The sequence below is a fragment of the Streptomyces sp. WAC05292 genome, from assembly GCF_003949955.1.
Taxonomy (GTDB): Bacteria; Actinomycetota; Actinomycetes; order Streptomycetales; family Streptomycetaceae; genus Streptomyces; species Streptomyces globosus.
In genome coordinates, this window is sequence record NZ_RPSE01000080.1 from 1 (window position 1) to 20,478 (window position 20,478).

At 76.0% G+C, this 20,478-nt stretch carries 21 protein-coding genes and 1 pseudogene; 13 read left to right on the plus strand and 9 right to left on the minus strand.

Features of this window, described 5'->3' with window-relative positions; all coding sequences use genetic code 11:
- Positions 1-214 (plus strand): annotated as a pseudogene (locus tag EF903_RS34710) (apolipoprotein N-acyltransferase); the annotation flags it as partial.
- Positions 215-364: 150 nt separating this feature from the next.
- Here EF903_RS34710 and EF903_RS12065 read toward each other — a convergent pair.
- The 4 genes from EF903_RS12065 to EF903_RS12080 form a co-directional block, all read right to left on the minus strand.
- Complete coding sequence (locus EF903_RS12065) at positions 365-841, minus strand: nuclear transport factor 2 family protein (protein ID WP_125543208.1); 477 nt, start codon at positions 839-841, stop codon at positions 365-367.
- A 69-nt stretch (positions 842-910) separates the two neighbouring features.
- Positions 911-1,087 carry a hypothetical protein gene (locus EF903_RS12070; RefSeq protein WP_125543209.1) on the minus strand — a complete coding sequence of 59 codons (177 nt, stop codon included), beginning with the start codon at positions 1,085-1,087 and terminating at the stop codon, positions 911-913.
- A gap of 121 nt (positions 1,088-1,208) precedes the next feature.
- Complete coding sequence (locus EF903_RS12075; RefSeq protein WP_125543210.1) at positions 1,209-2,081, minus strand: undecaprenyl-diphosphate phosphatase; 873 nt, start codon at positions 2,079-2,081, stop codon at positions 1,209-1,211.
- 56 nt (positions 2,082-2,137) lie between these two features.
- Complete coding sequence (locus EF903_RS12080) at positions 2,138-2,863, minus strand: TVP38/TMEM64 family protein (protein ID WP_125543211.1); 726 nt, start codon at positions 2,861-2,863, stop codon at positions 2,138-2,140.
- 404 nt (positions 2,864-3,267) lie between these two features.
- On the opposite strand from EF903_RS12080, the gene tuf reads away from it, so the two are divergent.
- From tuf to EF903_RS12095, 3 genes are all read left to right on the plus strand, one after another.
- Entirely contained in the window at positions 3,268-4,449 is a 1,182-nt protein-coding gene (gene tuf / locus EF903_RS12085) for an elongation factor Tu (RefSeq protein ID WP_125543212.1), read from the plus strand.
- Between the two features lie 95 nt (positions 4,450-4,544).
- On the plus strand, positions 4,545-5,438 hold the full coding sequence (locus EF903_RS12090; protein ID WP_125543213.1) for a patatin-like phospholipase family protein: 894 nt from the start codon (positions 4,545-4,547) through the stop codon (positions 5,436-5,438).
- 122 nt (positions 5,439-5,560) lie between these two features.
- Positions 5,561-6,352: a spermidine synthase gene (locus tag EF903_RS12095; RefSeq protein WP_125543225.1), complete on the plus strand. Its 792-nt coding sequence runs from the start codon at positions 5,561-5,563 to the stop codon at positions 6,350-6,352.
- A gap of 59 nt (positions 6,353-6,411) precedes the next feature.
- On the opposite strand, the gene EF903_RS12100 is transcribed toward EF903_RS12095, so the two are convergent.
- Both EF903_RS12100 and EF903_RS12105 read right to left on the minus strand, forming a co-directional pair.
- Complete coding sequence (locus EF903_RS12100; protein WP_125543214.1) at positions 6,412-7,737, minus strand: MFS transporter; 1,326 nt, start codon at positions 7,735-7,737, stop codon at positions 6,412-6,414.
- Positions 7,738-7,872: 135 nt separating this feature from the next.
- Positions 7,873-8,910, minus strand: a complete 1,038-nt coding sequence (locus EF903_RS12105) for a hypothetical protein (protein ID WP_125543215.1) — start codon at positions 8,908-8,910, stop codon at positions 7,873-7,875.
- A 97-nt stretch (positions 8,911-9,007) separates the two neighbouring features.
- On the opposite strand from EF903_RS12105, the gene EF903_RS12110 reads away from it, so the two are divergent.
- From EF903_RS12110 to EF903_RS12125, 4 genes are all read left to right on the plus strand, one after another.
- A complete protein-coding gene (locus EF903_RS12110; protein WP_185902628.1) occupies positions 9,008-9,460 on the plus strand; it encodes a DUF4442 domain-containing protein in 453 nt (150 codons plus the stop codon).
- 146 nt (positions 9,461-9,606) lie between these two features.
- Complete coding sequence (locus tag EF903_RS12115; RefSeq protein ID WP_125543216.1) at positions 9,607-9,816, plus strand: type II toxin-antitoxin system VapB family antitoxin; 210 nt, start codon at positions 9,607-9,609, stop codon at positions 9,814-9,816.
- Positions 9,817-9,949: 133 nt separating this feature from the next.
- A complete protein-coding gene (locus EF903_RS35860) occupies positions 9,950-12,472 on the plus strand; it encodes a beta-glucosidase (protein WP_125543217.1) in 2,523 nt (840 codons plus the stop codon).
- Between the two features lie 58 nt (positions 12,473-12,530).
- Positions 12,531-13,202 carry a DedA family protein gene (locus EF903_RS12125; RefSeq protein WP_125543218.1) on the plus strand — a complete coding sequence of 224 codons (672 nt, stop codon included), beginning with the start codon at positions 12,531-12,533 and terminating at the stop codon, positions 13,200-13,202.
- Positions 13,203-13,256: 54 nt separating this feature from the next.
- Here the strand turns inward: EF903_RS12125 and EF903_RS12130 are convergent, their stop codons facing one another.
- Positions 13,257-13,814 carry a gamma carbonic anhydrase family protein gene (locus EF903_RS12130; protein WP_125543219.1) on the minus strand — a complete coding sequence of 186 codons (558 nt, stop codon included), beginning with the start codon at positions 13,812-13,814 and terminating at the stop codon, positions 13,257-13,259.
- A 171-nt stretch (positions 13,815-13,985) separates the two neighbouring features.
- Between EF903_RS12130 and EF903_RS12135 the strand changes: the two genes are divergently transcribed.
- The gene (locus EF903_RS12135; RefSeq protein WP_125543220.1) at positions 13,986-14,768 is read left to right on the plus strand and encodes a DapH/DapD/GlmU-related protein; all 783 of its coding nucleotides are present in this window, start codon (positions 13,986-13,988) and stop codon (positions 14,766-14,768) included.
- A 7-nt stretch (positions 14,769-14,775) separates the two neighbouring features.
- Here EF903_RS12135 and EF903_RS12140 read toward each other — a convergent pair whose 3' ends face one another.
- The gene (locus tag EF903_RS12140) at positions 14,776-15,642 is read right to left on the minus strand and encodes a DMT family transporter (RefSeq protein WP_125543221.1); all 867 of its coding nucleotides are present in this window, start codon (positions 15,640-15,642) and stop codon (positions 14,776-14,778) included.
- Between the two features lie 107 nt (positions 15,643-15,749).
- Between EF903_RS12140 and EF903_RS12145 the strand changes: the two genes are divergently transcribed.
- Positions 15,750-16,328: an XRE family transcriptional regulator gene (locus EF903_RS12145; protein ID WP_125543222.1), complete on the plus strand. Its 579-nt coding sequence runs from the start codon at positions 15,750-15,752 to the stop codon at positions 16,326-16,328.
- A gap of 13 nt (positions 16,329-16,341) precedes the next feature.
- Here EF903_RS12145 and EF903_RS12150 read toward each other — a convergent pair whose 3' ends face one another.
- Positions 16,342-16,752 (minus strand): CoA-binding protein, encoded by a 411-nt coding sequence (locus EF903_RS12150; protein ID WP_125543227.1) that lies wholly within the window; start codon positions 16,750-16,752, stop codon positions 16,342-16,344.
- A 147-nt stretch (positions 16,753-16,899) separates the two neighbouring features.
- Between EF903_RS12150 and EF903_RS12155 the strand changes: the two genes are divergently transcribed.
- The 3 genes from EF903_RS12155 to EF903_RS12165 all read left to right on the plus strand — a co-directional run.
- On the plus strand, positions 16,900-17,526 hold the full coding sequence (locus EF903_RS12155; RefSeq protein WP_125543223.1) for a YigZ family protein: 627 nt from the start codon (positions 16,900-16,902) through the stop codon (positions 17,524-17,526).
- A gap of 200 nt (positions 17,527-17,726) precedes the next feature.
- Positions 17,727-18,896: an exonuclease SbcCD subunit D gene (locus EF903_RS12160; protein WP_125543224.1), complete on the plus strand. Its 1,170-nt coding sequence runs from the start codon at positions 17,727-17,729 to the stop codon at positions 18,894-18,896.
- The coding region (locus EF903_RS12165) for an AAA family ATPase (protein WP_148142513.1) at positions 18,893-20,478 on the plus strand (1,586 nt) is incomplete at its 3' end. The genes EF903_RS12160 and EF903_RS12165, both read left to right, overlap by 4 nt.

Here is a 20,478-nt window from a genome sequence, read left to right on the forward strand (position 1 = left end):
GCCGTGGGGGCTGCTGGGGGCGAGCCAGTGGCAGGTCGGCCCGGCGCTGCGGCTGGCCTCGGTGGGCGGTGTGTGGCTGGTGAGCCTGCTGGTGGTGGCCGTGAACTGCGCGCTGGTGCTGCTGGTCGCCGTACCGTCGGCGCGGGCGCCGGCCGTGGCGGGGCTGGCGGGGTGCGCGGTGCTGACCGGGGCGGTGTGGCAGTGGGCGCCGCGTACGCCCACCACCACAGCGCCGGCGCCGGGAACGCCAGGCACGGCAGCGCCCCCGCGGCTACGGCGGCGGCCGCACGGGCGAACCGGGTACGCCTCGGGATCATGACGCGCCTCCGCTTCCAGTGTGGGGCAGGGCCCGGCCGGCAGCCCCTCAGGCGGACAGCCGGCGCCACTTCTCGTGCACGGCGACGCGGGTGATCCGCCAGCCGTCCCGGTCGGAGCGGGCCAGCGCGAAGGAATAGCGCCCGGCGGCCACGAAATTGGGGGCGGCGTCCCCGACGGCCGCAGCCCCCGCCGCTTCCAGCCGCATCGGGTTGACGAAGTCGGCCCGCACCTGCGCCCGCACGGCCGGCCAGCCGCTCCCGTCACCCTCCAGCCGGACCAGCCGGTTGACCACGAGGTGCTGGCGCACCGGGAACCGCCGCAAGGCCTCCGCGAGCCAGTCGGCCACCTCGCCGGCCGGGCCCTCGATCCCGCCCGCCGAGGTGTAGTCGGCCCGCCCGCCGGGAGCGAACAGCGCCCGGTAGGCCTCCCAGTCGCCGTCGTCCACGGCCACCGCGTAGCCCGTGACCACCTCGTCGATCGCCATCCGGTCCATCACGGCGGCGAGATCCCCGCGCTGCGTCATCGGGTCAGTGTGGGGGCCCGGCGCCGCCCGGCCAAGAGGCGTGCGCGCACCGGGCCGACGCCGACACGGTCAGTGGCCGGAATGCACCTCGCGCTGCCGGACCACCACCAGGAACGCATCACTGGCCAGGTCCATCACCACCTCCGCCGGCACGCCCTCGCGTATCCGCTGCGCGGCGTACTCCTCGGCAGGCCGGCTTCCGCGCGGACTCCCCGCGGGAAAACGCTCCAACACCACTCGGCCCATGGGACACCCCCTGCTGCTCGCCCGGCCGTTCTCCGGCCTCCACACACAACGACGAGGAGGCCCCGGGGAACGTTCCCGGAGGCCTCCTCAGTTCACTCGAACAGGTGATCGTCGAGGTGGGTCAGCCCGCCGACTCGGCGGCGTGCGGGCTGAGGACGCCCAGGCCGATCAGGACGAACAGGGCGATCCCGAGCAGGATCCGGTAGATCACGAACGGCATGAAGCTCTTGGTGGTGATGAACTTCATGAACCACGCGATCACCGCGTAGCCCACGACGAAGGCCACGACCGTGGCGAAGATCGTCTGCCCCCAGGCGACGTGCCCCTCGCCGAGGGCCTTCAGCTCCATGCCGCCCGAGGCCAGCACGGCCGGGATCGCGAGCAGGAAGGAGTAGCGGGCCGCCGCCTCGCGCGTGTAGCCCATCAGCAGGCCGCCGGAGATCGTCGCACCGGAGCGGGAGACGCCCGGCACCAGGGCCATCGCCTGGCACACACCGAAGATCAGGCCGTCCCGGACGCCCAGTTCCCGCAGCGTCTTGCGCTCGCGGACCGCCCGGTGCCGGCCGCCCTCCTCGTCGCGGGCCGCGAGCCGGTCGGCGACGCCCAGCACGACACCCATGACGATCAGGGTCGTCGCCGTCAGCCGCAGGTCGCGGAACGGGCCCTCGATCTGGTCCTTCAGGGTCAGCCCCAGCACGCCGATCGGAATCGAGCCGACGATGACGAGCCAGCCCATCACGGCGTCCTGGTCCGAGCGCAGCGACTTCGTGTACAGCGACCGGAACCACGCGGAGACGATCTTCGCGATGTCCTTGCGGAAGTAGATCAGCACCGCGGCCTCGGTGCCGATCTGCGTGATCGCCGTGAACGCCGCCCCCGGGTCCTCCCAGCCGGCGAACGCGGCGGTCAGCCGGAGGTGGGCGCTGGAGGAGATCGGCAGGAACTCCGTCAACCCTTGGACGAGACCGAGGATTAGGGATTCGAACCAGGTCATGTGGGCGTCGCTCGTCCTTGTTCTCGTCGTGCTCGTCGGACAGTTCGGATCAGATGCTAGGCCCCGTGAACGCCTGCTCCGACCACGGGAGCCGGCGCCGGGGCGGGCTCCCCGGCCGCCCGCGCCAGGGGGGCCGTCAGGCGCCGCCTCCCCCGCCACCCGACGACCGCCGCGGCCGCCACGGAGACGGCGATGAACGCGAACGAGAACAGGAACGCGGGGGAGTCGGGACTGTCCGCGCTGGCCCCCGCGACCACGTACGCGGCCGTGTTCGGGACCACGCCGAGCGCGGTCGCGGACAGGAACGGCAGCCAGCCGCAGCGCGACATCGCCGCACCGTAGTTGGCGGCCGCGAACGGCAGGCCAGGGAAGATCCGCACCGCGAGCACCGACCGGAACCCGTGGCGGGCCAACTGGTCGTCGGCCGCCCGCAGCCAGCGGCCGCGCAGCAGCGGGCGCAGCGCGTCCCGCCCCAGTACCCGGCCCATGCCGAAGGAGATCCCGGCGCCGATCACCGAGCCGGCCACGGCCGCGGGCAGCCCGAGCGGGATGCCGAAGAGCGCGCCGGCTGCGAGGTTCAGCAGCGGCCGCGGCACGAGCGCCGCCGTGCCGAGGCCGTACGCGACCGCGAACAGCACGGCCGCGGCGCCCGCGGGGAGGCCCGGCGGCCAGCCCTGCGACAGCAGGCGCTGCGGCTCGTAGACCAGGACGCCGACCCCGGCCGCGGCGAGCAGCACCACGAGGAGGGACAGCCGGGCCCACGGCGCGAGGAGGAGGGACATCCGGGGAGACTAACCGAGGTAGGCGGCGCCCCGCCGTAATCCCGGTCTCATGCGGAGGAACACCCGGTGGCCGGGAGGTGGCCGGCGGGCGGTCCGCCCGCACGGGTGCCTCCCGCCCAACGGTCGGCGCAGACGGGGAAATTCGTTCGACGGGGGCGTCAGCCGTCCGGCAGGATCGCGGCATGTCCCGGTCCGCCTTCACCGCAGAGCCGTCCGCAGTCGCGGACGCGCCGAAGGCTGTCCTCCCGCCCCTCGGCGCGCAGGCCGCCGCCGTCGACGGCGCACGAAGCTGACCCTTCCCGGACAGTCCGGCGGACCCCGCAGGGGGAGGGTCGGCCCGCCCAGGGGTCCCGTCCCGGCCACGGCCGGCGGCGCGCAGAGCGAGCGACACGGGAAGAGACACCATGGCCAAGACGGCCTTCGTACGCACCAAGCCGCACCTCAACATCGGCACCATGGGCCACGTCGACCACGGCAAGACCACCCTCACCGCGGCCGTCACCAAGGTCCTCGCCGGCCGCGGCGGAGCCTCCTTCGTGCCCTTCGACCGCATCGACCGCGCCCCCGAGGAGGCCCGGCGCGGCATCACCATCAACCTCGCACACGTCGAGTACGAGACCGACACCCGGCACTACGCGCACGTCGACATGCCAGGCCACGCCGACTACGTCAAGAACATGGTCGCCGGCGCCGCCCAGCTCGACGGAGCGATCCTCGTCGTCTCCGCCCCCGAGGGCGTCATGCCGCAGACCGCCGAGCACGTCCTCCTCGCCCGGCAGGTCGGCGTCGACCACATCGTCGTCGCCCTGAACAAGGCCGACGCCGCCGACCCGGACCTCGCCGACCTCGTCGAGCTGCAGGTGCGCGAGCTGCTCACCGCCCACGGCTACGGCGGCGGCACGGCACCCGTCGTACGGGTCTCCGGGCTGCGGGCGCTGGAGGGCGACCCGAAGTGGACCGGGGCCGTCGAGGCGCTGCTCGACGCGGTCGACACCTACGTCCCCGTGCCCGTGCGGTACACGGACGCGCCCTTCCTGCTGCCCGTCGAGAACGTGCTCACCATCACCGGCCGCGGCACGGTCGTCACCGGAGCCGTCGAGCGCGGACGGATCCGCACCGGCGACCGGGTCGCCCTCCTCGGCGGCGCCGGCGGACCCGTCGAGACCGCCGTCACCGGCCTGGAGACCTTCGGCAGGACGATGGAGTCCGCCGAGGCCGGGGACAACGTGGCCCTGCTGCTGCGCGGCGTGCCGCGCGACGGGGTGCGCCGCGGCCACGTGGCGGCCGCACCCGGGAGCGCGCAGCCGCGGCGGCGCTTCACCGCGCAGGTGTACGTGCTGTCCGCGCGGGAGGGCGGCCGGCGGACCCCGCTGGCGACGGGGTACCGGCCGCAGTTCCACATCCGCACCGCCGACGTCGCCGGCGCCGTGGACCTGGGTGCCGCCGCGGCCGCCCGCCCCGGGGAGACGGTCGCGATGACCGTCGAGCTCGGGCGGGACGTGCCGCTGGAGGCGGGCCTCGGCTTCGCCGTCCGCGAGGGCGGCCGGACCGTCGGCGCGGGCACGGTCACGACCGTGCTCGACTGACCGGCCCGGGGGACGCCGCCCCCGCCGGGCCGGCCGCGGGCGGCGTGCGCCAGACTGCCTGACCGACGGCACGGGCGAAGGCGAAGGGGCGGACGATGGGCGGCACGGACGGCGTGTACGGCACGGGCGGCGCGGGCGGCGAGAGCCGGGGCACGGCACTGGTGCTGGGCGGAGGCGGGCTCACCGGCGTCGGCTGGGAGTGCGGCCTCCTGTACGGGCTCGCCGAGGCGGGCGTGGACCTCGCCGGCGCCGACCTCGTCGTCGGCACCTCGGCGGGCTCCCTCGTCGGCGCGCAGCTCGCCTCCGGCCGGCTCACCCCGCGGGAGCTGTACGAGCGCCAGCTCGCCGACCCGGCCGGCGAGCGCGCGGCCCGGGTCGGCGCCGGCCTCCTCGCCCGCTACGGCGCCGCGATGCTCCGCTCCCGCGACGGGGCGGCCTACCGGCGCCGCATCGGGGCCATGGCGCTGGCCGCGGACACCGGCGGGGAGGAGGCGCGCCGCCGGGTGTTCGAGGAGCGTCTCGTCTCGCACGAGTGGCCGGCGGAGCACCGGCTCGTCGTGACCGCCGTCGACGCCCTGACCGGCGAGCCGGCCTTCTTCGACCGGGACGGCGGGGCCGGGCTGGTCGACGCCGTCGCGGCGAGCTGCGCCGTGCCCGGCGTCTGGCCGCCCGTGACGGTGGGGGAGCGGCGCTTCGTCGACGGAGGTATCCGGTCCGCGGTCAACGCCGACCTGGCGGCCGGGTACGAGCGGGTCGTCATCCTCGCCCCGATCACCCTCGGCTCCCGGCTGGCCCCGTCGCCGGCCTCGCAGGCCGAGGGGCTGCGGCGGGACGGCGCCCGCGTCCTGCTGGTCTCCCCGTCGGCCGCGGCCCGGCGCGCCATCGGCAGGAACGTCCTCGATCCCGCACGCCGGGCCCCAGCGGCGCGGGCCGGGTACGCGCAGGCCGCCGAACACGCGGCCGAGGCCGCCGCGGTGTGGAACGCCTGACCGCCTGCGCGGCCGCACGGCACCCGCCGCGCGTACCGGCCGCCTGGCTGCCGGACAATGGTGCGGTGAGCGACGAGCAGATCCCGGTGGTCCGGGCCGTGGGGCAGGGCACCGCCAAGCTGATGCCGGACGTCGACCGGGACCGGGCGTGGCTGCTGACCGTCGACGGCGCCCCCCAGTCGTACGTCGACCTCGACGACCCGGAGCACCTGGAGTTCGAGTACGCCCGCCGCATCGCACACGTCCTGGACTGCGCGGCCGAGCCGGGCAGCCCGCTGGACCTGGTGCACCTCGGCGGCGGCGCCCTGACGCTGCCGCGCTACGCGGCGGCCACCCGCCCCGGATCGCGCCAGTCCGTCGTGGAGTTCGACGCCGGACTGGCGGCACTGGTGGCGGAGCACCTGCCGCTGCCCGCCGGATCCGGTGTGACGGTGTACGTCGACGACGCGCGGGCGTGGCTGGAGGCGGCGCCCGCGGACAGTGCGGACGTCCTCGTCGCCGACGTGTTCGGCGGCTCGCGCGTTCCGGCGCAGCTGACGTCCCTGGAGTACGCGCGCGGGGCGGCCCGGGTCCTGCGCCCCGGCGGGGTGTACGCGGCGAACCTGGCGGACGGGGCGCCGTTCGGCTTCCTCCGCGGCCAGCTGGCCAACTTCCGCGCCGCGTTCGACCGGGTGGCGCTCATCGCCGAGCCGGGCGTCCTGCGCGGCCGCCGCTTCGGCAACGCCGTCCTGCTCGCCTCGGACCGGGAGCTCCCCCTCGCCGCGCTGGCCCGGCGGTGCGCCGCCGACGCCTTCCCGGCACGCGTGGAGGACGGGCCCGCGCTGGAGCGGTTCGCCCGCGGCGCCCTCCCGGTCGCCGACGCGGACGCCGTCGCCTCGCCGGAACCGCCCGACGGCGCGTTCGGCATCGGCTGAGCGCGGGCCCCGGGCACCGGGGCGTCCAGAGCACCGGGCCGTCCGGCGCACCGGGCCGTCTAGCGCACCGGCTCCGGCCGCGCAGCCGCCTCCGCCGCGGCGCCCGGCAGCGAGCCGGCCTTCGGGGGCGAGGGCCGGCGCGTCATGCGGCGGACGTCGGGCACCGCGAGGACCGCGGCGGTGACCGCCACGACCAGGACGGCGCAGCCCCAGAGTGCGTTCGTGCGGCCGAAGGCGGCCTCGGCGGGTCCCGCCAGGGCCGTGGCGAGGGGCAGCATCGACACCGAGCCGAACCAGTCGTAGGCGGAGACCCGGGAGAACTTGTCCTCCGGGATCTCCTGGTGCATCGTCGTCATCCAGTTCACGCCGAACACCTCGATGGCCGCGCCGCTGACGAACATCACCGCGCACAGGCCCCACACGGGCAGCGGGACGGCGAGCCCGGCCGACGGCAGGGCCAGCGGGAACACGCACAGGGTGCCCACCAGCAGCAGCCGGCGCGGCTTCCACAGCATCATCAGGACGGCGCCGGCGAGGGTACCCGCTCCGAACAGGGCGAGCGCCAGGCCCCAGGGGGCGGGGCCGCCCAGCCGGTCGCGGGCCACGAGCGGCCCGTACACGGCCTCCGCCGCACCGACGACCGCGACGACGACCGAGAACTGGAGCACGATGCTCCACAGCCAGGGCCGGGTCCTGAACTCCACCCAGCCCTCTCGCAGGTCGGCCAGCAGGCCGCCGCCCGGGGCCCGTTCGGCGACGCGGCCGACGTCGAGGGCGGCGCGCAGCGCGCCGGCGAGCGCGAACGCGGCCGCGTCGACGGCGAGGACCCAGCCGGGCCCCATCGCGGCGATCATCGCCCCGCCCAGCGCTGCCCCGCCGATGCCGGCGCCGTTCATCGCCATCCGGAACAGGGCGAACGCGCGGTTCGCGTGCTCGCCGGAGACGCTGGAAAGCAGCATTCCCTCGGCGGCCGGGTTGAAGAAGGCGGTGCCGGTGCCGCAGAGCGCGGTCAGCAGCATCATCTGCCACAGCTGCGGCGTCCCCGTGAGCACGAGGACGGCGAAGGCGGCCTGCGAGGCGCAGTTGAGGGCGTTGGCCGCGACCATCACCCGGTGGCGCGGAAACCGGTCGGCGACGGCGCCGCCGACCAGGAGGAAGAGCACCAGCGGCAGGGTGCGGGCCGCCGCCACCAGGCCGACGTCGCCCCCGGAGCCCCCCGCCTCCAGGACGGCGAAGGCCGAGGCGATGAGCGCCCCGTGGCTGCCGAGGTTGGTGATGACGGCCGCACCCGTCAGCAGCGTGTAGTTGCGGCCGGCCCAGGCGGGCCTGCGGCGCGTCGGGGCCGGCGCGGACGGGGCGGGAGGGGTGGCGGCGGGAGAACTCACCCTGGGACTATCCCCGTCCCGGGCCGGGATGCCAAACGGATATCCCGCCCGGGGCGGGCTCCGCGCGCGGGGGCCCCTCAGGGCGCCCGCGGCGGGCTCCGGCCGGATCGGCGCGGCCTGCCCGGATCGTGGGGGTCAGCCCGCCGTTCCGGTGCCGTGCAGGCGCACCGAGCTGAGGACCTTGTCCATCGTCTCCTGCGGGACCTCGCCCTCGACTCCGACGGAGCTGAAGAGGATCCAGCTGGAGAAGTCGCCGTTCGCGGTCTTGAAGCTGAACGCGACGGACTTGCCGTCGCGGGAGCACTTGTTCTCCTTGGGCACGCCGATCGCGGTCGCGGTCGCCATGTGGCCCTTGAGGCCCGAGGAGGTCGTGTACTCCTTGGGGTCGGAGACCTTCACGGTCCCCTTCGGCGCCTTCTGCGCGAACGCGGCGAACGCCCAGTTCCCGGCCTCGTTGCGGACGGCCTCCGCGGTGTCCTTGGCACCCTGCCCGCCCTTGGTGCCGGTGCCGGCCAGCTCGGTCTTCTCCTCGCGGCCGTCCTTGTCGGAGTCGATCTTGCACCAGTCCTCCTTGAGGAAGGCCGGTGCGGAGAAGCTGATGATCGGCTTGCCGTCGTTCTTCACGTCGTCGGTGAAGCTGGCGATGACGCCGGGGCTCGCGACGTTCCACTCCGGCGGCACGTCGAAGGCGGTGCCGTACTTGGGGTTGACCACGACCTTCCAGCCCGGGATCACCGGCTGGACGTCGCCGCCGCCGCGCGGGTTCGCGCCCGTCGGGGCCGGCTCGCTCGACGCCGGGGCGGGGGCCGCGGAGGAGGCGGCGGGCTTGCCGTCGGCCTCGTTGCCCTTCCCGTCGTCCCGGGTGAGGACGAACGCCCCCGTCGCGGCCGCCGCGACGACCACCGCGGAGACGGCGACGATCGCGACGGTCTTGGTGGAGAGGCCGCCGCCCCCGCCGCCGGGCGGCGCGGGAACGGCCTGCTGGGGCTGAGTCCACGGCTGTGCCGGCTGCCCCGGCTGGCCCGGCGCCTGGTACCCCGCCTGCGGGTATCCGTATCCCGGCTGCTGCTGATACGGGTTCGGCTGCTGTCCCGGCGGCTGCTGGTACGGGTTCTGTTGCGCGTCCTGAGGGCTGGGCTGTCCCCCGGGCGGCTGCTGCTGTCCTGGCCACATGGCCGACAACCATAGTGGGAGGCACCGTCACCGGGAACGGCCGCCCCCGGCAAGAGGTCTGGTCAAGCGGGTCTACTCGCGGGTAACATCGCCGCCCATGAGCGCAGACCAGATGAACGTGGGCGAACTGCTCGCCGCGACCGTGCCCATGGCCAAGACCCTGAACCTCCAGTTCCTGGAGACCACCCCGGAGCGCGCGGTCGTCCGGCTGCCGGACCAGCCCGACTACCACAACCACGTGGGCGGCCCGCACGCCGGCGCCATGTTCACCCTGGCCGAGTCCGCCAGCGGCGCCATCGTGCTCGCCGCGTTCGGCGACCAGCTCTCGCGCGCCGTGCCCCTCGCGGTGAAGGCCGAGATCGCCTACAAGAAGCTCGCCAAGGGTGTCGTCACCGCCACCGCCACGCTGGGCCGCCCCGCCGCGGACGTCGTCGCCGAGCTCGACGCCGGTGGCCGCCCCGAGTTCCCCGTCGCCGTCGCCATCCAGCGCGAGGACGAGGCCGTGACCGGGGAGATGACCGTCGTGTGGACCCTGCGCCCCAACGCATGACCACACCTCCCGGGGGGAATGAGTGGGGCCGCGCCTGCCGGGCGCGGCCCCACTCGCGTTCCGGCGGGTCCTGCACCGGCCCGGACGCCGGAGCCCGCCCGGGCCCCGGCCGCGGCGCCGCGGACACCGACGACAGGGGAGCCCCCATGGCAGGCAGAGCCAAGATCGACATCAGCCTCGACGCGGAACTCGTGGTGGAGGTCATGGTCCTTGCCGGGGTCGCCTCACCGCAGGACGCCGTCGAGGCCGTCGTACGCGACTACATCGCCCGAGGGCACCGCACCGAGGCGCGCGTGCAGTCGCAGGGCGAGCCGCCTCGCACCCCCGACCCCCTCGTGCAGCCGCCGCAGGGCTGAAACTCCGCCCCGCTCCTGCGCGCCCCCTCCGGCCCGCCGCCCGCACGGCGCCACAGTGGCTCCCGGGAGCGGTCCGGCGCGGGCCGCTCCCGCCGAACGGAGCCGCAGGGAGCACCATGAGCGAGGCCGTGGCATGAGCGGGGCCCTCTCCCGGCGTTCGGCGATGCGGCTGCTCGGCGCCCTCGGCGCGGCCTGCGCGGCGCTCGGCGCGGGCGGCTGCGGAGCCCCGCTGCCGCCCGGCGCCACCTCCCGTACGGGGACCCGTACCGCACCCGCCCCGGCGGCGGGCGGGAGCGCCGCGGCGGCAACCGGCCGGCCCGGCAGCGCGGCCCGCGTCGAGGCCCTGCTGGAGCGGCTCACCCTGGACGAGAAGACCACCCTCCTGCACGGCGCCCCCGACCCGGCCGGGCGCGCCGCCGCCGGCCACCTGCCGGGTGTACCCCGCCTGGGCATCCCGCCGCTGCGGTTCGCCGAATGCCCCACAGGGGTGCGGGGCGCCGGGCCGGCCACCGCCCTGCCCGCGCCCGTCGTGCTGGCCTCCGCCTTCGACCCGGCGCTCGCCCGCGAGTACGGCCGCCTCCTCGGCCGCGAGGCCCGCGCCCTCGGCCAGGACGTGCTGCTCGCCCCTGCGGCCGACCTCATCCGCACCCCCTTCGGAGGCCGGAACGCCCAGGCCTTCTCCGAGGACCCGCGGCTGACCGCCGACCTGGTCGCCGAAGTGGTCCGCGGCATCCAGGACGAGGGCGCCGTCGCCGCTGTCCGGCACTTCGCCCTCGCCACCCGGCAGCAGGGCCGGCACACCGCCGACGCCGTCGCCGGGGAGCGGACCCTGCACGAGAGCGCGCTGCGCGGCTTCGAGGCGGCCGTCGCCGCCGGGGCCGGCGCCGTCGTGGCCGCCCCGCACAAGGTGAACGGCACCCGCGCATGCGAGAACAGGGCCCTCCTGGAGGACGTGCTGCGCGGCCGCTGGGGCTTCGGCGGCTGGGTGCTCTCCCACCGGGACACCTCCCACGGCACCGTCGCGGCCATCGGCGCCGGCCTGGACATGGAGATGCCGGGCGGAACCCGCTTCGGAGCCCCGCTCATGGAGGCCGTCCGCGCCGGCACCGTCGCCGAGGCCTCCGTCGACCAGGCGGTGCGCCGCATCCTGACCGCCATGGACCGGTTCGGCCACCTCGACGGCCGGCCCGCCGCCCGGCCCGCCCGCGACGCGACGGCGGGGGCGCGGCTCGCCCGCCGGGTCGCCACCGCCGGCGCCGTCCTGCTCCGCAACGAGCGCGGCACCCTGCCGCTGTCCGGAGCCGCGGCCCGCTCCGTGGCCGTCATCGGGCCCACCGTCCGGATGCCGTCCGCCGGCGCGGCGGGCGGCTCCCCCGCGGCCGCCTCCCCGCTCACGGCCCTCGCCCGGCGCGCCGGGAAGGGGGCCTTGGTGGTCCACGCCGCCGGGGAGGACGTGCAGGGCCGGCCGCTCCCCGCGGACCTGCTGACCCCGCCCGCCGCCCTCGACGACCGGTGGGTCGCCGCGGGGCGCACCTGGAGCCACGAGGGCCGGTTCGCGCTCGCCGAGGACGACGAATGGACCCTCGTCGTCCACTACTCGGGCGAGCGGCCGACCGTCCGCCTCGACGGCGAGGAGCTCTTCCCCCTCCGGCAGGGCGCCGCCGAGCAGGATGCGGGCGGGCTGCCGGCCGCCGCACCCGGCGGGCAGGCCCTCCGCCGCCGCACCGTCTCCCTGCGGGCCGGCGAGCACCGGCTGGCCGTCACCGCCCGGGGCGGCCCCCGCGGGCAGCGGTTCCGGCTGCGCCGCACCACCGGCGCGACGAGGGCCGCCGACGTCGCCGAGGCCGTACGGGTCGCCAAGTCCGCCCGCAGCGTCGTCCTGTTCGCCCACGAGGAGAGCACCGAGGGCGCCGACCGGGCCTCGCTGGGCCTGCCCGGCGGACAGGACGCCCTGATCGAGGCCGTCGCCGCGGCGAACCCGCGCACCGCGGTCGTGCTGACCACGCCCTCGGCCACGGCCATGCCGTGGCTCGCCCGCACCGGCGCCGTCCTCCAGATGTACCACCCCGGCCAGGAGGCCGCGGAGGCCGCCGCGGCCGTCCTCTTCGGCGACGCCGAGCCGGGCGGGCGCCTCACCCAGACCTTCCCGGCCGACGGGCGGCGCGCACCGGCGGCCGGGGGCCAGGGCCCGGAGCCCGGAGGGCGCGAGGAATACACCGAGGGCGTCCTCACCGGCCACCGCTGGTACGACGCCCAGCGGGTGGCGCCGCTGTTCCCCTTCGGGCACGGGCTGTCGTACACCTCCTGGGAGTACGCGGACCTGTCGGTCCGGCCCGAGGGCGGCGGCCTGCGCGTGGAGTTCACCGTCCGCAACACCGGCCGCCGCAAGGGCACCGAGGTGGCCCAGGTGTACGTCGGCCCCTCGCCCCGGCTCGCGCTCGACCAGCCGGTGCGGGCCCTGGCCGGCTACCGGCGCCTCACGCTGGGGCCGGGGCAGTCGGAGCGGGTCGCCGTCGCAGTGGACGCGCGGGCCCTGTCCTGCTGGGATCCGGAGAGGCACGGCTGGGTCCTGGGCACCGGCCGGCGGGAGGTCTTCGCGGGCCGCTCCTCGCGGGACCTGCCGCTGCGGGCCGGGGCGGTCGTCCGGAGCGGATAGGCTGCCCGTTCGGCGCGTCACCGGGGACGCGCCGGTACGCAAACGGGAGGACGCACCGGTGCACATCCAGGAATGGCTGGAGCAGATTCCGGCGGTGGCCATCTATCTCCTGGTCGGAGTGGTCATCGGGCTGGAAAGCCTCGGCATCCCGCTGCCGGGGGAGATCATCCTCGTCAGCTCGGCGCTGCTCGCCTCGCAGCACGGGGAGATCGACCCGCTGGTGCTGGGCATCTGCGCCACCACCGGGGCGATCGTCGGCGACTCGATCGGCTACGCGATCGGCCGCCGCGGGGGCAAGCCGCTGCTGGAGCGGCTCGGGAAGCGGTTCCCGAAGCACTTCGGGCCGGCGCAGGTCGCCCTGGCGGAGCGCTCCTTCCAGAAGTGGGGCATGTGGGCCGTCTTCTTCGGCAGGTTCGTCGCCCTGCTGCGGATCTTCGCCGGGCCGCTGGCCGGCGTGCTGCACATGCCGTACTGGAAGTTCCTGATCGCCAACGTCTTCGGCGGCATCCTGTGGGCGGGCGGCACCACGGCCGTCATCTACTACGTCGGCATCGTCGCCGAGGCCTGGCTGAAGCGGTTCTCCTGGCTGGGGCTCGTGCTCGCGGTACTCGTCGGCCTCACCTCGATGATCGTCATCAAGCGGCGCGCGGCGAAGGCGGCCGCCCAGGCTCCGGCGCCGCAGGCGCCCGAGGAGCCCGCGCAGGCCGAGCCGGCGGCCGCCCGCAGCTGACGCCGGATCCGGCGGAGCCGGCGGGCCGCCGGGCCCGCCCGGCTCCGCCGCGCATCACGCGTGCGGGACGACCGAGGCGCGGTGCTGTTCCGCGAGTTCGCGGTACATCGCCGCGTTGAGCCGGATGCCCTCGCGTTCCTCCCGGGTCAGCTCCCGCCGCACCTTCGCGGGGACGCCCGCGACGAGCGAGCCCGGCGGGACCACCATTCCCTGCGGCACCAGCGCCTGCGCGGCGACCAGCGACCCGGCGCCGATGACCGCGCCGTTCAGGACGGTCGCGCCCATGCCGATCAGGCAGTCGTCCTCGACGGTGCAGCCGTGCACGACCGCGTTGTGGCCGATCGACACGCGCTTGCCGACGGTGACCGGGAACCCGGGGTCCACGTGCAGGGTGCAGTTGTCCTGCACGTTGCTGTCGGCGCCGAGCACGATCGGGCCGCAGTCGGCGCGCAGCACCGCCGAGTACCAGACGCTCGCGCCCGGCCCCAGGGTGACGTCGCCGACCACGACCGAGGTCGGCGCCGTGAAGGCGCCGGGGTCGATCTGCGGGCTCCTGCCCCCGACGCCCGCGACGAGTGCCCCGGCCGGGGTGTGGTCCGCGTGTTCCGCCATGTCCTCTTCCTCAGTCCTCGGTGGTACGGGTGGTACGGCCGCCCGGGGGCGGCGGGCCCGGTGGATCCCGCGTGTCGCGCCAGGGGCACCGTAGGCCATGGCCGCCTTCCGGCCTGCGATGGGGTGAAGATCACGGCGCGGCCGGGGCGCCGGGCACGCTACGGTGGCCCGGTGCCGAAGAACCAGAACACGTTCTCATCGCTGACCGCCCTGCGCCGCCGCCTCGCCGGCCGCGCGGCGCACGCCGCCTGGCGCTGGATGCAGCAGGCCGGCGCCGTCACCGTGCAGACCCCGGGACGGCTCCGCTTCGGCGCGATCGGGGACGGCACACGGCTCGCGTTCCCCCAGGGCACCGTCTTCGGCGAGCCGTGGATCCGGCTGGGGAGCCACTGCATCGTCGCCGAACAGGTCACGCTGACCGCCGGGATGCTGCCCGGCCTCGACCTCGGCGCGGAGCCCGTCCTCGTCATCGGCGACGGCGTGGTGCTCGGCCGCGACACGCACGTCATAGCTGACAGCCGCATCACCATCGGGAACGACACGTTCTGCGGACCCGGGGTGTACATCACCTCCACGAACCACAGCTACGACGACCCGAACGAGCCGGTCGGCCGGCAGTGGCCGCGCAGCGCGCCCGTCGAGATCGGCCCCGGCTGCTGGCTCGGAACCGGCGCGGTGGTCCTCCCCGGGGCGAAGCTGGGCCGGAACGTCGTCGTCGCCGCGGGCTCGGTCGTCCGGGGCGAGGTGCCCGACCACGCGGTGGTCGCGGGCGCCCCCGCCCGCATCGTCCGCAGGTGGACGGAGGAGGCGGGCTGGCAGCCGCCGCTGCGCACCCCGGCCCCGGTGCCGATCCCGGACGGCGTCACCCCGGACCAGCTGCGGGCGCTCGCGGAGCTGGCCGAGGCCGAGCAGCGCACCGCCGGGGCGGCCGCCGCCGAGCCCGCCGCGGGCTAGCCCGTACCTAACCGGCGGCCAGGAGAACCGTTCCTGCCAGGGCGAGCCCGGCTCCGGCGGCCTGGACCGCGCGCAGCCGCTCCCGCAGCACGGCGTACGCGGCGAGGGCCGTGACCACCGGATACAGCGAGGACAGCACGGCGGCGACGGTGACCGGGCCGTTCTGGGCGGCGACGGAGTACGTGCCGTTCGCGGCGACGTCGGCGAGCCCGACGAAGGCGAGGGCGGGCAGGAGCCGCCACAGGGTCCGCGGGCCGACGCCGTCCGGGAGGGCGGGGGAGCCGCGCCGCACCTGCACCCACAGGGCGGCGCCGCCGGCGGCCACGTTGACGACGCGCTGCACGAACAGGGCCAGGAACAGCCCGGTGACGGTCGACGAGGCGTGCGAGATCAGGGCCATCACGGCGCCGAACCCGAAGGCGGCGACCAGGGTCAGCACCACCGCCCGGCGCTGCACCGGCGCCCCGCGCAGTTCGGGGCCGCCCGCCAGCACGATGCCGACGACGGCGATGGCGATCCCGGCGAACTGGCCCGCCCCCGGCTCCTCGCCCAGTGCCAGCCCGACGCCGACCGGGACGACCACGCCGAGCGAGCCGAGCGGCGAGACCACGCCCATCGGGCCGAGCGCGAGCGCCTTGTAGAAGCTGAGCATCGCGACGGGTCCGACCAGGCCGGCGGCGACAGCGAACCACAGCTGCGGCCCGGCCTCCCGCCAGGCGCCGGTGCCCAGGACGACCGCGCCCAGGGCGAGCACGGCGAGGACCTGCGACGCGACGACCACCGTCAGGGCGGGCAGTCGCCGGGTGAGCAGCCCGCCCCCGAAATCGGCGAGTCCCCACAGCACTGCTGTGGCCAGGGCGAAGAGGGAGGTCATGGGCGGAGCCTCGCAGTACAGTGCAGTGAACGGTGGAGTGCAGCGTCGAATACGCCGCACGATAGTTCATTCCGTTGGACTGCGGCATCCAGGATATTGGACGGAACGTGTCGGACTTCGAACATCTCACCCAGGCCCTCGCCCGCAACCTCCGCTACTGGCGCGGCGAGCGCGGCTTCACCCTGGAGGCGCTGGCCGCCCGCGCGGGGGTGAGCCGCGGCATGATCATCCAGATCGAGCAGGCCCGTACGAACCCCAGCGTCGGCACCACGGTCAAGCTCGCCGACGCCCTCGGGGTCAGCATCACCACGCTCCTGGACCGCGACCGCACCCCGCACGTGCACGTCGTGCTCCCCGGGCAGGGCGTACGCATGTGGTCCACCGAGGCGGGCAGCCGCGCCAGCATGCTCCTCGGCGACGACCGGCGCGGCCCGGTCGAGATGTGGAGCTACCGCCTGGAGCCCGGCGAGGCCGCCGACTCCGACCCGCACCCGGCCGGAACGTTCGAGATGCTCCACGTCACCGCCGGGGAGCTCACCCTCGTCGTCGCCGACGAGCGGTACGCGGTGCCCGCGGGCGGCGCCGTCTCCTTCGAGGCGAACGCCCCCCACGCCTACCGCAACGAGGGCGGCGCACCGATGGAGATGACCCTCGCCGTCTCCATCCCGCCCGTCGCCGGGCCCTGACGGCCCGGCCGGGCTACGGCAGCAGCGCCGGGATCTCGATGGCGGGGCAGCGGTCCATGACCATCTCCAGCCCGGCCGCCCGGGTCCGGCTGAACGCGGCCTCGTCCACCACGCCCAGCTGGAACCACACCGCGTCCGCGCCCGCGGCGACGGCCTCGTCGGCGACCGCCCCCGCCAGGGAGCTGTTGACGAACACGTCGACCACGTCCACCTTGAACGGGATCTCCGCGAGCGAGGCGTACCCCGGCTCGCCGTGCACGGCCTCGGCCTTCGGATGCACGGGCACCACCCGCTTCCCGAACCGCCGGAGCACCTGCGCCACCCCGTAGGCGGCCCGGTCGGTGTTGTTGGACAGGCCCACCACGGCCCAGGTGTCGCCGAGCTCGGTGAGGATCCTGCGGATGGTTGCCGGGTCGCCGTACACGGATGCGCCTCCTGCTGCGATGCTGCCGCTCACGGCCGCCGACCGGCCGCACCCGCTCAACGGCCGGGAGGCCCGCCCGATTCCCCGCGGTACCGGCGCGACGGCGGCGGTCCCCGGCCGCCCGCGGCCACGGACTAGGGTGGAGCGGTGAAGTCAGACCAGTACGCGACGGTGGCCCGGGAGGGCGCGCACGAGACCGAGATCAACCGCTCGCGCTTCCTGTGCTCGCTCGCGCCCGCCGCGACCGAGCAGGAGGCGCAGGACTTCGTCGCCCGCATCCGCCGCGAGCACCCCGCCGCCACGCACAACTGCTACGCGTACGTCATCGGCGCCGACGCGGCCGTCCAGAAGGCCAGCGACGACGGCGAGCCCGGCGGCACCGCCGGCGTCCCCATGCTCCAGATGCTGATGCGCCGCGACATCCGGTACGCGGTCGCCGTCGTCACCCGCTACTACGGCGGCGTCAAGCTCGGCGCCGGCGGGCTCATCCGGGCCTACGGAGGCGTCGTCGGGGAGGCCCTCGACGAACTCGGCACCGTCACCCGCCGCCGCTACCGCCTGGCCACCGTCACCGTCGACCACCAGCGCGCCGGCAAGACGCAGAACGACCTGCGCTCCACCGGGCGGACCGTCGTCGGGCTGCGCTACGGCGCCGCCGTCGAGATCGAGGTCGCCCTGCCCGAGGCGGAACTGCCCGCCTTCGGGGCCTGGCTCGCCGACACCACCGCCGGCACGGCCGTGCTCACCCTCGGCGGGGAGACGTACGCCGCCTGATACCCCCCACGGCGCCCGCGGGGGCGGTTCGCCCCGATTGAGACGTTCGTCTCACCGCGCTGCCCGACCACCCCCGAACGGCGGTGCGGGCCGCGGGCGAGGCGTTAGCGTAGGGGAGTCCATCGGACGGGTTCATCGGCAGCGGGCGACGCAGGGGGACGGACGGGCATGCGGTGCGCAACGGCCGGCGGAGCCGCGCAGTGAGGCTCCTGCACACCTCGGACTGGCACCTCGGCCGGTCCTTCCACCGCGTCAACATGCTCGGCGCGCAGAGCCTCTTCATCGACCACCTCGTCGACACCGTCCGCGAGCACCGCGTCGACGCCGTCCTCGTCGCCGGCGACGTCTACGACCGGGCCGTGCCCCCGCTGCCCGCCGTCGAGCTGTTCGACCAGGCCCTGCACCGGCTCGCCGACCTCGGCGTGCCCACCGTGATGATCTCCGGCAACCACGACTCCGCCCGCCGCCTCGGCGTCGGCGCCGGACTCATCGGCCGGGCCGGCATCCACCTCAGGACCGACCCCGAGGGCTGCGCCGACCCCGTCCTCCTGGCGGACGAGCACGGCGACGTCGCCGTCTACGGGCTGCCCTACCTGGAGCCGGCCCTCGTCAAGGACACCGTCGGCGCCGCGAAGGCGGGCCACGAGGCGGTCCTCGGCGCGGCCATGGACCGTGTCCGCGCCGACCTCGCCGGGCGGCCCCCCGGCACCCGATCCGTCGTCCTCGCCCACGCCTTCGTCGCCGGCGGGCAGGCCAGCGACAGCGAACGCGACATCGCCGTCGGCGGCGTCGAGGCCGTCCCGGCATCCGTCTTCGACGGGGTCGACTACGCGGCCCTCGGTCACCTGCACGGCTGCCAGACCATCAGCGAACGGGTCCGCTACTCCGGTTCCCCCCTCGCCTACTCCTTCTCCGAGGCCGCCCACCGCAAGAGCACCTGGCTCGTCGACCTCGGCCCCGCGGGCGAGATCACAGCCGAGCGCATCGACACCCCCGTGCCCCGGCCCCTCGCCCGGCTCCGCGGACGGCTCGACGACCTCCTCGGCGATCCCGCCCACACCGGGCACGAGCACTCCTGGATCGAGGCCGTCCTCACCGACCCGGTCCGCCCCGACGACCCCATGGCCCGCCTGACCGCCCGCTTCCCGCACACCCTCAGCCTCGCCTTCGACCCCGAGGGCCGCGAGGACGACGGCGGTGCCACCTACGCCCAGCGCCTGCGCGGACGCACCGACCAGGAGATCGCCGAGGACTTCGTCGCCCACGTCCGCGGCGGCGCCCCCGACGACGCGGAGCGCGCCGTCCTGCACGACGCCTTCGAGGACGTGCGGGCCGCGGCCGCCGCCGACGGGCAGGAGGCCCGCCGGTGAGGCTGCACAAGCTCCGGATCACCGCCTTCGGGCCGTTCGCCGCATCCCAGGAGGTCGACTTCGACGCCCTGTCCGGCGCGGGCATCTTCCTGCTGCACGGACCCACCGGAGCCGGCAAGACCTCCGTCCTCGACGCCGTCTGCTACGCCCTGTACGGGGCCGTGCCCGGTGCCCGCCAGGCTCCCGGCACCACCCTGCGCAGCGACCACGCCGACCCCGGCACCCCCACCGAGGTCACCCTGGAGTTCACCGCCGGCGGCCGCCGCCTGGAGATCACCCGGCGTCCCGAGCAGGACCGGCCGAAGAAGCGCGGCACCGGCACCACCCGGGACAAGGCGCAGAGCCTGCTGCGCGAGTACGACGGCCGGGAGTGGACCGGACTGAGCAGGTCCCACCAGGAGATCGGCGAGGAGGTCGAGCAGCTCCTCGGCATGAGCCGCGAGCAGTTCTGCCAGGTCGTCCTCCTCCCGCAGGGCGAGTTCGCCAAGTTCCTGCGCGCCGACGAGAACGCGCGCGGCCGCCTCCTCGGCCGGCTCTTCGACACCCGCCGCTTCGCCGCCGTCGAAACCCTGCTCGCCGAGCGCCGCCGCGCCGCCGAGGCCCGCGTCCGCGCCGGCGACGAGAAGGTCCTCGGCACCGCCCAGCGGATCGCCCAGGCCGCCGGGGACTGCGCCGACCTGCGCGCCCGGCCCCTTCCCGCGCTGCAGCCCGGCGACCCCGGCCTCGCCGAGGCCGTCCGCACCTGGGCGGCCGTCGCCCGCTGCTCCGCCCGCGAGCGCCTCGCCGTCGCCGAGTACGCACTGGCCGCGGCGGAGGGCCGGCACGCCGCCGCCCGCCGGGCCGCCGAGCAGGCCCGCGAACTCGACCGGCTCCAGGCCCGGCACGCCGAGACGGCCCGCCGCGCCGCCCTGCTGGAACAGGCCGCCCCCGAACGGCAGCGCGTCCGCGGCCTCCTCGACCGGGCCGACCGCGCCGCCCTGGTCGCCCCCGCGCTCGACCTGCGCGAGGCCGCCTCCGCGGCCTGCCGGGCCGCCGCCGGAGCCGAGGCCGCCGCCCGCGCCGAACTCCCCGCATCACTCGCCGGTGCGGGCGCCGAGCAGCTCGCCGCCGTCGAGCAGCGGCTCCGCGGGGACCTCGGCGCGCTCGGCGCCGCCCGCCGCGCCGAACAGCGCTGCGCCGAGACCGCCCGTGAACGGGCCGTACTGGAGCGTGAGGCCCGCTCGGCCGAGGAGCAGCTGCGCGAATCCGCCGAGTGGCTCGACCGCTGGGAGGAGACCCGTACCGCCCTGGCCGCCCGCGTCGACGCCGCCCAGCAGGCCGCCACCCTCGCCGAGCAGCTCGCCGGCCGGCTGGAACCGGCCCGGCTGCACCTGAACGCGGCCCGGCGCCGCGACGCCCTGGACGAGGACGCCCGGCGCACCGAGGCAGGACTCCTCACGGCGCGCGAGGAGTCCGCCGCCGCCCGCGAAGGCTGGCTGGAGCTCAAGGAGGCCCGGCTGCGCGGCATCGCCGCCGAACTCGCCGCCGCGCTCGTCGCGGGCGAGCCCTGCACCGTCTGCGGCTCGGCCGAGCACCCCGCACC

Bases quoted from the DNA above. Each gene is read 5' to 3' on its own strand.
- EF903_RS12065 (WP_125543208.1), bottom strand. From the start codon at position 841: ATGACGCAGCGCGGGGATCTCGCCGCCGTGATGGACCGGATGGCGATC.
- EF903_RS12070 (WP_125543209.1), bottom strand. From the start codon at position 1,087: ATGGGCCGAGTGGTGTTGGAGCGTTTTCCCGCGGGGAGTCCGCGCGGA.
- EF903_RS12075 (WP_125543210.1), bottom strand. From the start codon at position 2,081: ATGACCTGGTTCGAATCCCTAATCCTCGGTCTCGTCCAAGGGTTGACG.
- EF903_RS12080 (WP_125543211.1), bottom strand. From the start codon at position 2,863: ATGTCCCTCCTCCTCGCGCCGTGGGCCCGGCTGTCCCTCCTCGTGGTG.
- tuf (WP_125543212.1), top strand. From the start codon at position 3,268: ATGGCCAAGACGGCCTTCGTACGCACCAAGCCGCACCTCAACATCGGC.
- EF903_RS12090 (WP_125543213.1), top strand. From the start codon at position 4,545: ATGGGCGGCACGGACGGCGTGTACGGCACGGGCGGCGCGGGCGGCGAG.
- EF903_RS12095 (WP_125543225.1), top strand. From the start codon at position 5,561: ATGCCGGACGTCGACCGGGACCGGGCGTGGCTGCTGACCGTCGACGGC.
- EF903_RS12105 (WP_125543215.1), bottom strand. From the start codon at position 8,910: ATGTGGCCAGGACAGCAGCAGCCGCCCGGGGGACAGCCCAGCCCTCAG.
- EF903_RS12110 (WP_185902628.1), top strand. From the start codon at position 9,008: ATGAGCGCAGACCAGATGAACGTGGGCGAACTGCTCGCCGCGACCGTG.
- EF903_RS12115 (WP_125543216.1), top strand. From the start codon at position 9,607: ATGGCAGGCAGAGCCAAGATCGACATCAGCCTCGACGCGGAACTCGTG.
- EF903_RS35860 (WP_125543217.1), top strand. From the start codon at position 9,950: ATGAGCGGGGCCCTCTCCCGGCGTTCGGCGATGCGGCTGCTCGGCGCC.
- EF903_RS12130 (WP_125543219.1), bottom strand. From the start codon at position 13,814: ATGGCGGAACACGCGGACCACACCCCGGCCGGGGCACTCGTCGCGGGC.
- EF903_RS12140 (WP_125543221.1), bottom strand. From the start codon at position 15,642: ATGACCTCCCTCTTCGCCCTGGCCACAGCAGTGCTGTGGGGACTCGCC.